The 12,778-nt window shown below is 54.4% G+C and carries 11 protein-coding genes; all 11 read left to right on the top strand.

What is annotated here, in order from left to right; all coding sequences use genetic code 11:
* Positions 1-30 precede the first annotated feature (30 nt).
* The 11 genes from accD (at position 31) to NHM04_RS04010 (ending at position 12,724) form a co-directional block, all read left to right on the top strand.
* On the top strand, positions 31-897 hold the full coding sequence (gene accD / locus NHM04_RS04060; protein WP_254265769.1) for an acetyl-CoA carboxylase, carboxyltransferase subunit beta: 867 nt from the start codon (positions 31-33) through the stop codon (positions 895-897).
* 6 nt (positions 898-903) lie between these two features.
* Positions 904-2,160, top strand: a complete 1,257-nt coding sequence (gene folC, locus NHM04_RS04055) for a bifunctional tetrahydrofolate synthase/dihydrofolate synthase (RefSeq protein ID WP_254265768.1) — start codon at positions 904-906, stop codon at positions 2,158-2,160.
* Positions 2,161-2,168: 8 nt separating this feature from the next.
* Positions 2,169-2,807, top strand: a complete 639-nt coding sequence (locus NHM04_RS04050) for an SPOR domain-containing protein (protein WP_254265767.1) — start codon at positions 2,169-2,171, stop codon at positions 2,805-2,807.
* Positions 2,808-2,894: 87 nt separating this feature from the next.
* Positions 2,895-3,395 carry a CvpA family protein gene (locus NHM04_RS04045; RefSeq protein WP_254265766.1) on the top strand — a complete coding sequence of 167 codons (501 nt, stop codon included), beginning with the start codon at positions 2,895-2,897 and terminating at the stop codon, positions 3,393-3,395.
* 35 nt (positions 3,396-3,430) lie between these two features.
* Positions 3,431-4,972, top strand: coding sequence for an amidophosphoribosyltransferase (gene purF, locus NHM04_RS04040; RefSeq protein ID WP_254265765.1), 1,542 nt, complete (start codon positions 3,431-3,433; stop codon positions 4,970-4,972).
* Between the two features lie 11 nt (positions 4,973-4,983).
* Positions 4,984-6,186: an O-succinylhomoserine sulfhydrylase gene (locus tag NHM04_RS04035; protein WP_254265764.1), complete on the top strand. Its 1,203-nt coding sequence runs from the start codon at positions 4,984-4,986 to the stop codon at positions 6,184-6,186.
* Between the two features lie 12 nt (positions 6,187-6,198).
* Entirely contained in the window at positions 6,199-7,119 is a 921-nt protein-coding gene (locus NHM04_RS04030) for a MoxR family ATPase (RefSeq protein ID WP_254265763.1), read from the top strand.
* A gap of 113 nt (positions 7,120-7,232) precedes the next feature.
* The gene (locus tag NHM04_RS04025) at positions 7,233-8,096 is read left to right on the top strand and encodes a hypothetical protein (protein ID WP_254265762.1); all 864 of its coding nucleotides are present in this window, start codon (positions 7,233-7,235) and stop codon (positions 8,094-8,096) included.
* A 62-nt stretch (positions 8,097-8,158) separates the two neighbouring features.
* The gene (locus NHM04_RS04020) at positions 8,159-9,124 is read left to right on the top strand and encodes a DUF58 domain-containing protein (protein WP_254265761.1); all 966 of its coding nucleotides are present in this window, start codon (positions 8,159-8,161) and stop codon (positions 9,122-9,124) included.
* On the top strand, positions 9,117-11,117 hold the full coding sequence (locus tag NHM04_RS04015; protein ID WP_254265760.1) for a DUF3488 and transglutaminase-like domain-containing protein: 2,001 nt from the start codon (positions 9,117-9,119) through the stop codon (positions 11,115-11,117). Before NHM04_RS04020 ends, NHM04_RS04015 begins: the two co-directional genes overlap by 8 nt.
* Before the next feature lie 323 nt (positions 11,118-11,440).
* Positions 11,441-12,724, top strand: coding sequence for an ammonium transporter (locus tag NHM04_RS04010; protein WP_371872596.1), 1,284 nt, complete (start codon positions 11,441-11,443; stop codon positions 12,722-12,724).
* The last annotated feature ends 54 nt before the right edge of the window (positions 12,725-12,778 follow it).

The raw sequence follows: 12,778 nt of genomic DNA, 5'->3' as shown, positions 1-12,778 counted from the left end.
ACCCTTCGGGGTCAGCAAGAGAGTAATGTAATGAGTTGGCTTGAAAAACTGGTTCCCAGTGTTGTGCGTGCAGAGGGCCGTAAAGGCACTAGCAAAGTACCTGAAGGGCTGTGGAAAAAGTGCGTTAAGTGCTCAGCGGTGCTTTATCGTCCAGAGCTGGAGCGCAACCTGGATGTCTGTCCCAAGTGCGACCATCACATGCGCATTGGTGCGCGTCGGCGCTTGGATATTTTCTTGGATGAAAATGGTCGCCAGGAAATTGCCGCTGATGTAGAGCCTATCGATCGTCTGAAGTTTAAAGACGTAAAAAAATACAAAGATCGTCTTTCCACCGCGCAAAAAGCCACGGGTGAGAAAGACGCCCTGGTAGCCATGAAAGGTGAGCTTAAGGGCATGCCCGTGGTGGCGATCGCTTTTGAGTTTGCCTTTCACGGCGGTTCAATGGGCTATGTTGTGGGCGAGCGCTTCACCCGCGCGGCCCAAGTTGCACTAGAAGAAAATATTCCCCTGGTCTGTTTCCCAGCCACTGGCGGCGCGCGTATGCAAGAGGCTTTGATTTCGCTGATGCAAATGGCTAAAACCTCAGCGGTCATAGAAAAATTAAAAGGCCAGGGCACTCCTTACTTTTCCATTATGACCGATCCGGTTTATGGTGGCGTTTCCGCCTCGCTGGCATTGTTGGGTGATATCAATGCCGCTGAGCCGGGCGCCCGTGCCGGCTTCGCAGGCCCCGCGATTATCGAGCAAACCATCCGCCAGAAGCTGCCCAAAGGCTTTCAGCGCGCCGAGTTTTTGCTGGATCATGGCGCCATTGACATGATTATTCATCGCAATGATATGCGCGATACCGTTGCGCGCTTAATCGCCAAGTTTACCCGTCGTCCGGAATTGGCTTAAGCCCTTGTGACGGAGCTTTCCCTTGCCCAGTGGCTCGCTCGTATCGAGCGGGCCCATCCCACCGAAATAGACTTGGGGCTTGAGCGCACGCAGCAGGTCTATAAAACCCTGAATTTACCTCGGCCGCCTAAAGTGCTAACCGTTGCCGGTACCAACGGCAAAGGTTCGTGCGTTGCACTTGCCAGTGCGCTGTTGCAGACGGCCGGCTTAAAGGTTGGCGCTTACACCTCGCCGCATTTGCATCACTACTGCGAGCGTGTGCAGATTAATGGCGCATCGGTCAGTGACGCGGATATGTGCCTCGCTTTTCAGGCGATTGAGCGTGCCCGGGGTGACATTTCTCTCACTTATTTTGAGTTTGGCACCCTGGCGGCGCTGTGGTTATTTGCTGATAAGGCTGTGGATGTGGCTGTGCTCGAAGTGGGCTTGGGCGGTCGTCTGGATGCGGTCAATATTATTGATGCCGATGTCGCGGTAATTACCAGTGTTGCCCTGGACCACGAAGCTTGGCTCGGCAACGATCGTGAAACCATTGGCCGCGAAAAAGCCGGTGTCGCCAGGGCGGGGCAGCCATTGGTCTGTGCCGATCCCAACCCTCCCTTGTCGGTGCAACGGTACGCCGAGGCTATTGGCGCAAAAGCTCTGTGGTTGGGGGAGCATTTTCACATGCAAAAGGTTGCCGATTGCTGGCAGTTTTCCAGCCCAGAGTTAACAATCTCTTTTCCTGCTATCAAACTTCCCGCTAACAGCGTAGCCGCCGCTGTAATGGCGGTTGCACACTTGGGTGTGGCGCTTGCGCCGACACAAATTGCACAGTGCGTGGCTCGCGTTAATCTCACCGGCCGGATGCAAACCCTGGAGTATCAGGGGCGGCGTGTTGTGTTGGATGTGGCGCACAATCCGGCCGCGACGACCCATTTGCTGGATAACCTGTCTTTGCCAAAAGCGGCGAAAGTGCACTGGGTTTTTGCGATCATGGCTGATAAGGACATAGCCGCTACCGTCGAGCCGTTGCTGAAGTTGCCCGGCTGTTGGTATCTGCCCAAGTTGCCGGGAGTGGAACGCGCGGCCGCGCCGCAAGTAGTGGCGCAAACCCTTGCTCAGGCTGGCGCGCAAGTCCGGGAGCAGGGCGAGTTCGCTCACTGTCTTGCGGCTGCCGTAAGCCAGGCAGAAGAGGACGATTTAGTGGTTATTTTGGGCTCTTTCTTTACCGTGGCCGCTGCACTGGATATATTGCAGCCACAGGCGGATAAAGTCACTTAGGGGGAAGAGTGAACGACGGTTTAAAACAGCGGTTAATAGGCGCGTTGGTGCTGGCGGGGTTGGCGGTGATATTTCTACCCGGCTTTTTTAAAGAGCAGCAAATGCACCAAGTTGATACCCGCAGTCAAATCCCTCCACGCCCAGAGATAGATCCGGTTGTGATCAGTGCGCCGCAACCGATCACCAACCCCGAGTCGATTCCGGACCCCGATACTCTGTTTATTCCCGAGAACAACCAACCCATTACCGACGAGCCAGCCGAAGCGCAAAGTGCTGCCGCCGCCGATATCGAAAGCGAGCCCCAACCTATGGCGAGCGAGAATGCCGAGAATGTCAGTTCAGTCGAAGCGGTTGCCAGCGTAAGTAGCTCATCGCATAGCTCGGAAGCGTCAGAGGCATTGGCCGATCTCGATGCCTGGGTGGTACAGGTGGCCAGTCTGCGTTCGGCCGAATCGGCCCAGACGCTGCGCAAAAAACTGCAAGATAAGGGCTATAAGGCCTATGTGAGGCTCGCGCAAACCTCGCAGGGCGAGGTGAGTCGAGTGTTTATCGGCCCCAAAGTGGATAAAGCTCTGGCCGAGACGGTCAAGGCGGAAGTAGATCCGGCCTTTAAGGTTAATTCTCTTGTGCTTAAGTTCAAGCCCTAAGCGCGGGAAAACTTAGGGTATGCCCGGCGGTTTCGCTCTGGTAAAATTTGCGCCTTCTTTTGCACACGCTTTCGGAGCCATCCGCGCATGAATTGGGCAGACTGGACTATTGTCGGCATACTGTCTGTATCCTGCTTGATCAGTATCAAGCGCGGTTTTATCAAGGAAGCGCTCTCACTAGTGGTCTGGATTGCCGCTTTTATCATCGCCATGGTGTTTGGCGATCGCATGGCAACACTATTGACGAATCTGATTGAAACCCCATCATTGCGAGCTATCGCCGCTTTTACCATACTGTTTGCCGCCACCTTGGTGGTGGGGGCGATGGTGAATTACTTGATAGGCGAGTTAGTGCGAATGACGGGGCTCTCCGGTACCGATCGTTTGTTCGGTATGGTTTTTGGCTTGGTGCGCGGTGCTATTTTAGTCATGGCGCTGGTCATTCTACTGCCCTCAATGATCCCTGTGGATAAGGATCAGTGGTGGGCTGAGTCGAAAATTATTCCCCGCTTTTTAGTGTTTGAAAGTTGGGCTCGTGATACCACCACTGAGATAAGCACCTGGGTGATGTCTCTGTTTGGTGACTGATTTTTCTTTTTGGCGTTAACAAAGGTAAGACAATTATGTGCGGTATCGTTGGCATAGTGGGTAAACGTGACGTAAATACCCAGCTCTATGATGCACTAACCATCCTCCAGCATCGCGGACAGGATGCCGCAGGTATTGTCACCTGTCAGGGCGGCAAAATGGCGCAGCAAAAAGCCAATGGTTTAGTGAAAGATGTTTTTCGCACGCGGCATATGCAGCGTTTGCTTGGCAACGTGGGTATTGGTCATGTGCGCTACCCCACCGCTGGCAGCTCGGGGCCAGCGTTGGCACAGCCATTTTACGTGAACTCACCTTACGGTATCGCCTTGGCGCACAACGGCAACTTGGTGAATGCCGACAAACTCAGCGAAGAGCTGTTTAAAACCGATTTGCGGCATGTCAATACGGACTCAGACTCAGAAGTGCTGCTGAACGTATTTGCTCACGAGTTACAGCTGCAAGGCAAGCTTGTTCCCACCGAAGAGGATATTTTTGCGGCGGTGGAAGGGGTGCATAAACGTGTCAGCGGTGGCTATGCGGTAGTGGCATTGATCGCCCGATATGGCATTGTTGCCTTCCGTGACCCCAATGGTATTCGTCCTCTGGTTTACGGCAAACGCACCACCGAAGATGGCGACGAATATATGGTGGCCTCTGAAAGTGTAGCGCTCAATGTGTTGGGTTTTGAGTTGATTGGCGATGTCGCCCCGGGCGAGGCGGTGTACATTACGTTCGATGGACAGTTGCATCGCAAACAGTGTGCGCAAAACACGCGGTTAACGCCCTGTATTTTCGAGCATGTGTATTTCGCCCGTCCTGATTCCATCATGGACGGCGTGTCAGTATACAAAGCGCGCCTGCGCCAGGGGGAAAAGCTGGCGGAGCAGATTCTGCGCGAGCGTCCCGATCACGATATCGATGTAGTCATCCCGATTCCCGACAGTTCGCGGGTGGCGGGACAGGCCCTGGCATACAAAATCGGGGTTAAATTTCGCGAGGGGCTGATTAAGAATCGCTATATTGGCCGCACTTTTATTATGCCAGGTCAGCAAATGCGCAAAAAATCTGTGCGGCAGAAGCTGAACCCTATCGACTTGGAGTTTCGTGGCAAAAACGTACTCTTAGTGGATGACTCCATTGTGCGAGGCACCACTTGCCAGCAGATTATTCAAATGGCACGCGAGGCCGGCGCTGCGAAAGTGTATTTCGCCTCGGCCGCACCTGCGGTGGTCTATCCCAATGTGTACGGCATTGATATGCCTACCACCAAAGAGTTGATTGCCCATGGCCGTAGCCACGATGAAGTGTGCGAAGAAATTGGCGCCGATTGGCTAATTTATCAGGATCTGCAAGACTTGGTGGCGGCGTCTGCAGAAGGTGGCAGCGGCGTTACCGAATTCGATTGCGCGGTGTTTGACGGTAAATATATTACCGGCGATGTGGACCAGGAATATCTGGACGCGCTGGAAGCAAACCGGCACGCTGGCAAGGCGAAAAAGAAAAAAGAGCAACGGGCGAAAGAGGAAGAGAGCCCCATAGGTTTGCACAACGACGGTGAAGACCTGCACATTCATTAACGGACACGAATATGAGTGACTCGACAGAACACGACAATCCCCTTGCCGGCGCCGGTATTGACACCTTGGCCGTGCGCGCCGGGCAAAGTCGCAGCGCCGAGGGCGAGCACAGCGAAGCATTGTTTTTAACTTCAAGCTATGTATTCGCCAGCGCCGCCGAGGCCGCTGCGCGTTTTAGCGGTGATCAGCCGGGCAATGTCTACTCGCGTTATACCAATCCGACAGTGCGTACCCTGGAGGAGCGCATCGCGGCGATGGAGGGGGTAGAAAGTGCTGTGGCAACAGCCTCGGGCATGGCCGCTATTTTGTCGACTTGCGTTGCCTTGTTAAGCGCTGGTGATCATATCGTTTGTTCGCGCAGTGTGTTTGGTACTACCACGGTTTTGTTTACCAAATATCTGGCCCGCTTTGGTGTTAACACCAGCTTTGTAAACCCGACAGATTTCGCTGCCTGGGAAGGCGCATTTACCGACAACACTAAGTTGGTGTTTGTGGAAACACCCTCAAATCCACTGTGTGATGTGGTGGACTTGCAACGCCTTGCCGATCTAACACACAGTCGCGATGCTCTGTTCGTTGTCGATAATTGTTTCTGTACGCCGGCATTGCAAAAGCCTGCGGACTTCGGAGCTGACTTAATCATTCATTCAGCCACTAAATACATAGACGGGCAGGGGCGCTGCCTGGGCGGGTTGGTGGCAGGGCCAAGGCATCTGGTCGACGAAGTGCTCGGCTTTATCCGCAGCGCTGGGCCAACCATGAGCGCTTTTAACGCCTGGGTGTTTTTAAAAGGCTTGGAAACTCTGCGCTTGCGAATGGACGCTCACAGCGCCAATGCTCAAGCTCTGGCTGAGTGGCTGCAGCAGCATCCGGCTGTGGAGCAAGTGTATTATGCCGGGCTCAAAGATCACCCGGGGCACGAGCTTGCCGCGCGCCAGCAGCGAGGCTTTGGTGGCGTGCTGTCGTTTGCCGTACGCGGTGGCCGCGATAGCGCCTGGAAGGTGATTGATGCTACGAGAATATTGTCTCTGACGGCGAACCTGGGGGATGCGAAAACCACGATCGTGCATCCTGCTACCACCACCCATGGTCGTTTGAGCGACGAGCAAAGACGCGATGCAGGCATCGGTGAGAATCTGATTCGTATTGCTGTGGGGCTGGAAGATGTCGAAGACATTAAAGCCGATTTGTCCCGCGGTCTGGATGCTCTTTAGCTAAGGCTTGATATGCGCACGAGTATTCGCGAAGCAGTCGATGAAGTAGCCCGGGTTTTACTGGGTAAAGAGGAGCAGATCAAGTTGGCGCTGGCCTGTTTATTGGCCGATGGGCATTTGCTGATTGAAGATTTGCCCGGGATGGGGAAGACCACACTGGCTCATGCGTTGGCGCAGGTGGCGGGTTTGCGTTATCAGCGTGTCCAGTTTACCAGTGACATGCTGCCGGCCGACATTGTCGGGGTCTCTATCTTTGATGCTGCTGCCAATGGTTTTAGCTTTCATCCGGGGCCTGTGTTCACCCAGGTGCTATTGGCCGATGAAATCAACCGCACCACGCCTAAAACCCAAAGCGCTCTGCTGGAGGCGATGGAGGAGCAGCAGGTCACCATTGACGGCGAAACCCGCCAGTTGCCCGAGCCGTTTTTTGTGATTGCCACCCAGAACCCGCAATCGCAAATGGGTACTTTTCCGTTACCAGAATCGCAACTGGACCGTTTTTTAATGCGTTTGAGCCTGGGTTATCCGGATGCGGCAGCTGAGCGTGAGCTGTTTAAAGGCGGAGATTCGCGGCGTCATATTGGTGATTTGAAGATACTATTGTCGCCCGAGTCGCTGGCACAAATAAAGACCGAGATAGAGCAAATAGCCACCTCAGACCATCTGATCAGCTACCTGCAAAGGCTGGTACACGCTACCCGTCACGACACACGTTTTAGTTTCGGTTTATCCCCTCGCGGAGCCCTGGCGCTCTTGCATGCCGCCAAAGCCTGGGCTTATATGCACAGCAGGGCTTATGTGGCGCCCGAGGACATTCAGGCTGTACTGCCCTCAGTAGTTTCACATCGAGTGCTAAGTCCGGGCATCGGTAGTGCTGCGGACAGCTTGATTGACGAGCTACTGCAGACAGTTGATGTGTTGGCCACCTCTTAGATGGTCGGTTCCGCGGCGTATTTCTCGACATTTTAGTCTGAGCCAACTATAACCATTAAGAGCGGCAACAGAAGTTAATCGACGGCCTGCTTATTCGTTCAATGGTGTGGCTTATGACGGCAACTTTTTTTGGTCAATATCTACAGATAAAAGGTCTGGTATCGTCCGATCAGTTGGCGCGCGCCCTCGAATTCCAGGCAGCTCACAATCACTCCCTGGGGCAACTAGCGCTGGAGCAGGGATGGTTGAATGATACACAGGGAGCGCAGATCAACCTGCATCAGCGTTCCAGCGATATGCTGTTCGGTGAGTTAGCGATCTATCTGGGATGGCTAAGCAAGGCCCAGGTGGACCAGTTGCTGGAACAGCAAAGGCGCAGCCATATGACTTTGGGGCGAGCGCTGACAGTGACCGCCGGTTTTGATGACAACAAGCTTCATACCCTTCTGGCAGATTACCACTACTGGTACCGGCGGAATCAACGCGAATGCAATAAGCGGGTTGCAGAGAGCAGTTTTGCATTGCAAATTGATGGTTTTACCGATTTATTGGAGCGCCAGCTAAAGCGAGTTTTCGGTTTATGTGCCCATACAGAATATGTTCGCCACGACAGACCGGATGCTATGCCTGACTGGGCTTGGCGGCTTGAAGGGAGGAGGTACAAGTCTTTGCTGGCGGTGTTGCCCACACCGGCCTTTATGCAGGCGGTCGCGGAGCGTCAACAAAGTTTGCACACCTTGGCCAGTGCTCTGCCGGGTAAGGTGTTTGATGACCAGCAAGCTGAACGGGTTGCCGAAGACTTTTTTGACCGTTTGGTGCAGGAGCTCAGCGCCGAGGTGGGCAGCGCATTTCGCGAAGTGCTGCAGAGCGCAGACAACCTCAAGCACGATACGATAAGCGGCCCCGCTCAAGAGAGTCTTTGTGTGGGATATTCGGTAGAGGGCAACCCGTTGCAAGTGTATTTTTGCGCGGCCTGAACCGAGTTTATGGTAGGCTGGGCGGCGTTTGTTGTGATTAAATTCGTTGCCGGAACTGGGTTGTGCTTGCCAAGTTTAATTCTGTAAAAAGCTTCTTTTGGCGCGTTACCGAAAAGCGTGCGCCGCGTGCGCAAAAGGTGACTCTGGCGCATCGCTCAATTTACGTGCTCCCCAGTAAAGCGGGCCTAGGCTATGCGCTAGTAGCGGTGTTGTTGTGGTTGCTTGGCACTAACTACGAAAATAATTTAATTCTTGCCAGTAGCTTTTTACTTTTCGCTCTATTTATCGTGTCTGTCTTACACGCCTATCGTAATTTGGCGGGGGTGCAATTGCAGGTGCTCTCCGCCAATCCGGGTTTTGCCGGTGAGCGCATCGAATTGCCGGTGGAGATGTCAGCGCCTAGAGGCAGTGTGCATTTACAGTTGCAGTATCCAGGGACTGCAGCGATACGTTGCGATCTCGAGAAAAATCGCCCGCATACCCTAAGAGTCCCGCTCCTGGCAGAGCGTCGCGGTTGGCTTTCCCCAGGGCGCTTATTGCTGAAAAGTTATTATCCTTTGGGAATTACCCGGGTTTGGTCCTGGGTGTTTCTCAAGAGCGAAATACTGGTGTATCCCCAACCTAAGCCTGCCGTGCTGAACTTGAACTATCCGGGCGGCGAAGAAGGTGACCTGGGTGACAGAGTAAAAGCGGACGACGATTTTATGGGGTTTTCGCGCTATCAGGCGGGGGCGCCTTTGTCGCAGGTGGCTTGGAAATTATACGCCCGCGGAGCGGGTCTGCAGCTTAAAGAGTTTGCCGCTGGGCAGCGCCAGGGGGTTTGGCTCGACTTTGCCGCGCTGGAGGGAACAACGGAAGATAGACTTTCCGGACTTTGCTATCTTGCCTTGCAGTGGCACTGCGAAGAGCGGGAATTTGGCTTGCTGCTTCCCGGCGTACGTATAGAGCTCGCGAGCGGCGAGCGGCATTTGCACCAAGTGTTGAAAGAGTTAGCCCTGTATAAAGGCGGGGAGCACGCTGGTGGATAACAGTAGCGTCATTGCCGGGCAGACACTCAAATACTTACTGTTGACCCAGGCGCTGGTGTTGGCCCCGCTCGTACTGCAGATTCCCTATTGGCTGAGCGCCCTGGCGCTAGTGATAATGGTTTGGCGCTGGTTGTTACACCAAGGCCGCGGTTTTTATCCGGGTAAGATTTCCCGCGCGCTTCTGGCTATTGCCGTCAGCGCCTTACTGTTCGCCAGCTTTAACGGTCGCTTTGGTATGGAGACCATGGTCTCTTTGTTGGTTGCGGGGTTTGTGCTCAAGCTCACCGAAGCCCGCAGTCGCTCGCACGTTTATCTTTTGTGTTTCCTCGCTTATTTTGTTATCGGTACCCAGCTGCTTTTTTACAATCAGTTGTTGGGAATGCTCTATAGCCTCAGCTGTTTTGCCGCTGTTACGGCGACCTTATTGGTAAACCAGGCCGCCAGGGGCGAGCAGGGCGGTTTTAAACCCTGGCGCCGGCTGACCGGGATGCTGCTACAAGCGGTGCCTATTATGCTGGTATTGTTTCTCGCGGTGCCGCGTATAGGTTCGCTGTGGACAGTGCCTTTAAATAATGGCTCGGGTATTACCGGTTTGAGCGATAGCATGTCGCCCGGCGATATGGCGAACTTAATGCAGTCCGACGAGGTAGCTTTCAGGGCGAGTTTTGCCGGTGCTATCCCTGCACCACAGCAGCGCTATTGGCGTGCCCTGGTGCTTGACCACTTTGACGGTCGGCGCTGGAGCCAGGGGCGGTTACAGGACGTGAAAGCCGGGCGCGGCAGTATTTGGCAGGACGCTGCGCAGGAGCTAGAGCCCCTCGGCGAACGGGTTGAATACCAGGTTATGCTCGAACCCAGCAGCCATAACTGGTTGTATAGCCTGGCGCTGGCGCAGCCTTCCGCGTCCGATATCCACCTGAGTCGAGGGTTTACCCTGTTTCAGCGCCGCCCGGTCAGCCAGCGCAAACAGTACTCTTTGGTATCGGCATTGGATTTTCGTGCCCAGGCCGATGGCTTAAGCGATTGGGAGAGGCGCAGCGCCCTGCAGTTACCAGATACAGGCAATCTGCAAACGCGGCAGTTGGCCCGCCAGTGGTCTGCCCAAGCAGCCTCGCCCCAAGACCTGGTCGACCGTTTTTTACGCTATGTGCAAAGCCGTTTCCATTACACCTTGCAGCCTCCGCTGCTGGGAGAAGATTCTGTAGACGAGTTTTTGCTGCAAAGCCAGACGGGATTTTGCGAACATTTTGCCGGCAGCTTTGTATTTTTTATGCGCGCGGCGGGGGTGCCGGCGCGAGTTGTGACAGGTTACCAGGGCGGCAAGGTCAACCCGCACGAGGGCTATTTAACCGTACGCCAACTAGACGCTCACGCCTGGGCCGAGGTTTGGCTTGCGGGGCGCGGTTGGATGCGGGTGGACCCCACCGCCGCTGTGGCGCCCGAGCGAATCGACCGGGGGGTTGAGTTTTCCCTGGATGACACGGATTCACAGTTACTCGGTAATGCCTTGGGCAGACGTTTTGCGCTCTTGGCCAATTGGCAGTTGCATTGGGATGCTTTCAACTATCGTTGGCACCGCTGGGTGATGGGCTATGACGCTCAGGCTCAGCAGCAGTTTTTGAGTGCTTTACTTGGCGGTAACGCTGCCTGGCGTAGCACCCTTGCAATTATAGCGGCGGTGGCAGTGATTATTTTATTGCTTGCGATCGCATTGTTTTGGCAGCGAAGAGCGCCGGTCGCCACCGAAGTTCGCATTTACCAGCGTTTGTGCCGCACGCTCGCCGGCTTAGGTTTGCCAAGAGGCGCGGGTGAAGGCCCGCACAGTTTTGCCCGCAGAGTGGCCCAGGCGCACCCAGACTTGGCCGAGGACTTCGATCACTTGAGCCAGTTGTTCGAGCGTATCCGCTTTGCCGATGATCAGAGTGCGGCGGCGGAGTTCAGGCACCTTGCTCGGGCCTTTTCGCGTAAGCTTTCCCGCAGATCCCCCCACTAATCTCACCCCGCCCAATATCGGTTCGTCGTTTTCCGGTTGCGCACCAAAATAGACCTTTGCTTTTCTTGCCGTTCTCTTTTGGTGCGCGTTGCTGTACGTTTTCCGTGCAGAATATATTTAAGTTGTTGATAATAAAGATATAAAAATATGGGCACAAAAAGTGCAGATAAGGCCGTCATGCGCAATTATAAGGCGCGATTAATAAAGCATGATTGGGTGCCAGTTTTCCGCCTTTATTTGGTGCGCCGGGCGTTAAATAAAGGTATCGAAACGGTGTCATTGGTAATGATTTAGGAGAGTTCATGAAAAAAATAATGTCCACTATGGTCCGCCTGGGCGCTGCACTAGGGTTAACGGTTGTTGCTCCGGGGGCTCTGGCAGCAGCGGATGGTGCCAATACGGCCTGGATTTTAACCGCCACGGCACTGGTGTTGTTTATGACCCTACCGGGCCTGTCGCTGTTTTACGGGGGCTTGGTTCGCAGCAAAAATATCCTCTCGGTGCTGATGCAGTGCTTTGCTATCGCCTGTGTGGCCTCGCTGCTGTGGTTAATTGTTGGTTATAGCCTGACCTTTGGCGAGGGCAATCAGTGGATTGGTGATTTCAGTCATATTTTGTTCGCCGGTATCGGCAGAGATACGCTGGCGGGCGATATTCCAGAGCCTCTGTTTGCGCTCTTTCAGATGACCTTTGCCATTATTACCCCGGCGCTCATTGTCGGTGCTTTTGCCGAACGTATGAAGTTTTCTTCCATGCTGATCTTCTCGGCACTCTGGTTGCTGGCGGTTTACGTGCCCGTGTGTCACTGGGTGTGGGGCGGTGGCTTCCTCGGCAGCTGGGGCCTGTTGGACTTTGCCGGTGGTACGGTGGTCCATATTACTGCTGGGGTGGCCGCACTGGTGGCGGCTTTGGTGTTGGGGCAGCGCGACGGGTTTCAGTCTGTGGCAATGCCGCCGCATAATATGACCATGACAGTTACCGGTGCAGGCATGTTGTGGGTAGGTTGGTTTGGTTTTAACGGGGGCAGCGCGCTGGCGGCTAACGGGGATGCAGCCATGGCGATGTTGGTTACTCACATATCCGCAGCGGCCGGCTCGCTGGCGTGGATGACTATCGAATGGATTAAGTTCCGCAAGCCCAGCGTGCTGGGGATTGTCACGGGTATGGTGGCGGGCCTTGGTACCATCACCCCGGCTTCTGGCTTTGTTGGTCCTGGCGGCGCGCTGGTGATTGGCTTGCTGGCTGGTGTGGTGTGCTTTTTTATGACCCAGGCCGTTAAGCGGGTCTGGCACATCGATGATTCATTGGATGTGTTTCCGGTCCACGGTGTGGGCGGTATTTTAGGTACTTTGCTGGCCGGTGTGTTTGCCTCGCCTAACCTGGGTGTTTTCAGTGGTTATGGTTTTTCTGAGGCAGTGTCCGGCATGGGGGAGCAAGTCTGGGTGCAGTTTTTGGGTGTGATAATTACCTTCGCTTACACAGGTGTCATTACTTATGTGCTACTGAAACTCACCGGTGTGATGACCTCGGGTCTGCGTGTAAGCCGCGAAGAAGAGCAAATAGGTTTGGATATTACGATGCACGAGGAAGAAGGCTACAAGCTGTAAGCGCCTGTGTTTCTTTCACTAAGCCCGCGTGAGCGGGCTTTTTTATGTCTGTTT

The sequence above is a fragment of the Gilvimarinus sp. DA14 genome, from assembly GCF_024204685.1.
In the GTDB taxonomy this organism is placed as follows: Bacteria; Pseudomonadota; Gammaproteobacteria; order Pseudomonadales; family Cellvibrionaceae; genus Gilvimarinus.
This window is presented reverse-complemented; position numbering and strand designations above follow the sequence as displayed.

What these genes read in the sequence shown, in the direction of transcription:
- NHM04_RS04025 (WP_254265762.1), top strand. Translation starts at nt 7,233, where the DNA reads ATGACGGCAACTTTTTTTGGTCAATATCTACAGATAAAAGGTCTGGTA.
- NHM04_RS04010 (WP_371872596.1), top strand. Translation starts at nt 11,441, where the DNA reads ATGGTCCGCCTGGGCGCTGCACTAGGGTTAACGGTTGTTGCTCCGGGG.
- NHM04_RS04045 (WP_254265766.1), top strand. Translation starts at nt 2,895, where the DNA reads ATGAATTGGGCAGACTGGACTATTGTCGGCATACTGTCTGTATCCTGC.
- purF (WP_254265765.1), top strand. Translation starts at nt 3,431, where the DNA reads ATGTGCGGTATCGTTGGCATAGTGGGTAAACGTGACGTAAATACCCAG.
- NHM04_RS04035 (WP_254265764.1), top strand. Translation starts at nt 4,984, where the DNA reads ATGAGTGACTCGACAGAACACGACAATCCCCTTGCCGGCGCCGGTATT.
- accD (WP_254265769.1), top strand. Translation starts at nt 31, where the DNA reads ATGAGTTGGCTTGAAAAACTGGTTCCCAGTGTTGTGCGTGCAGAGGGC.
- NHM04_RS04030 (WP_254265763.1), top strand. Translation starts at nt 6,199, where the DNA reads ATGCGCACGAGTATTCGCGAAGCAGTCGATGAAGTAGCCCGGGTTTTA.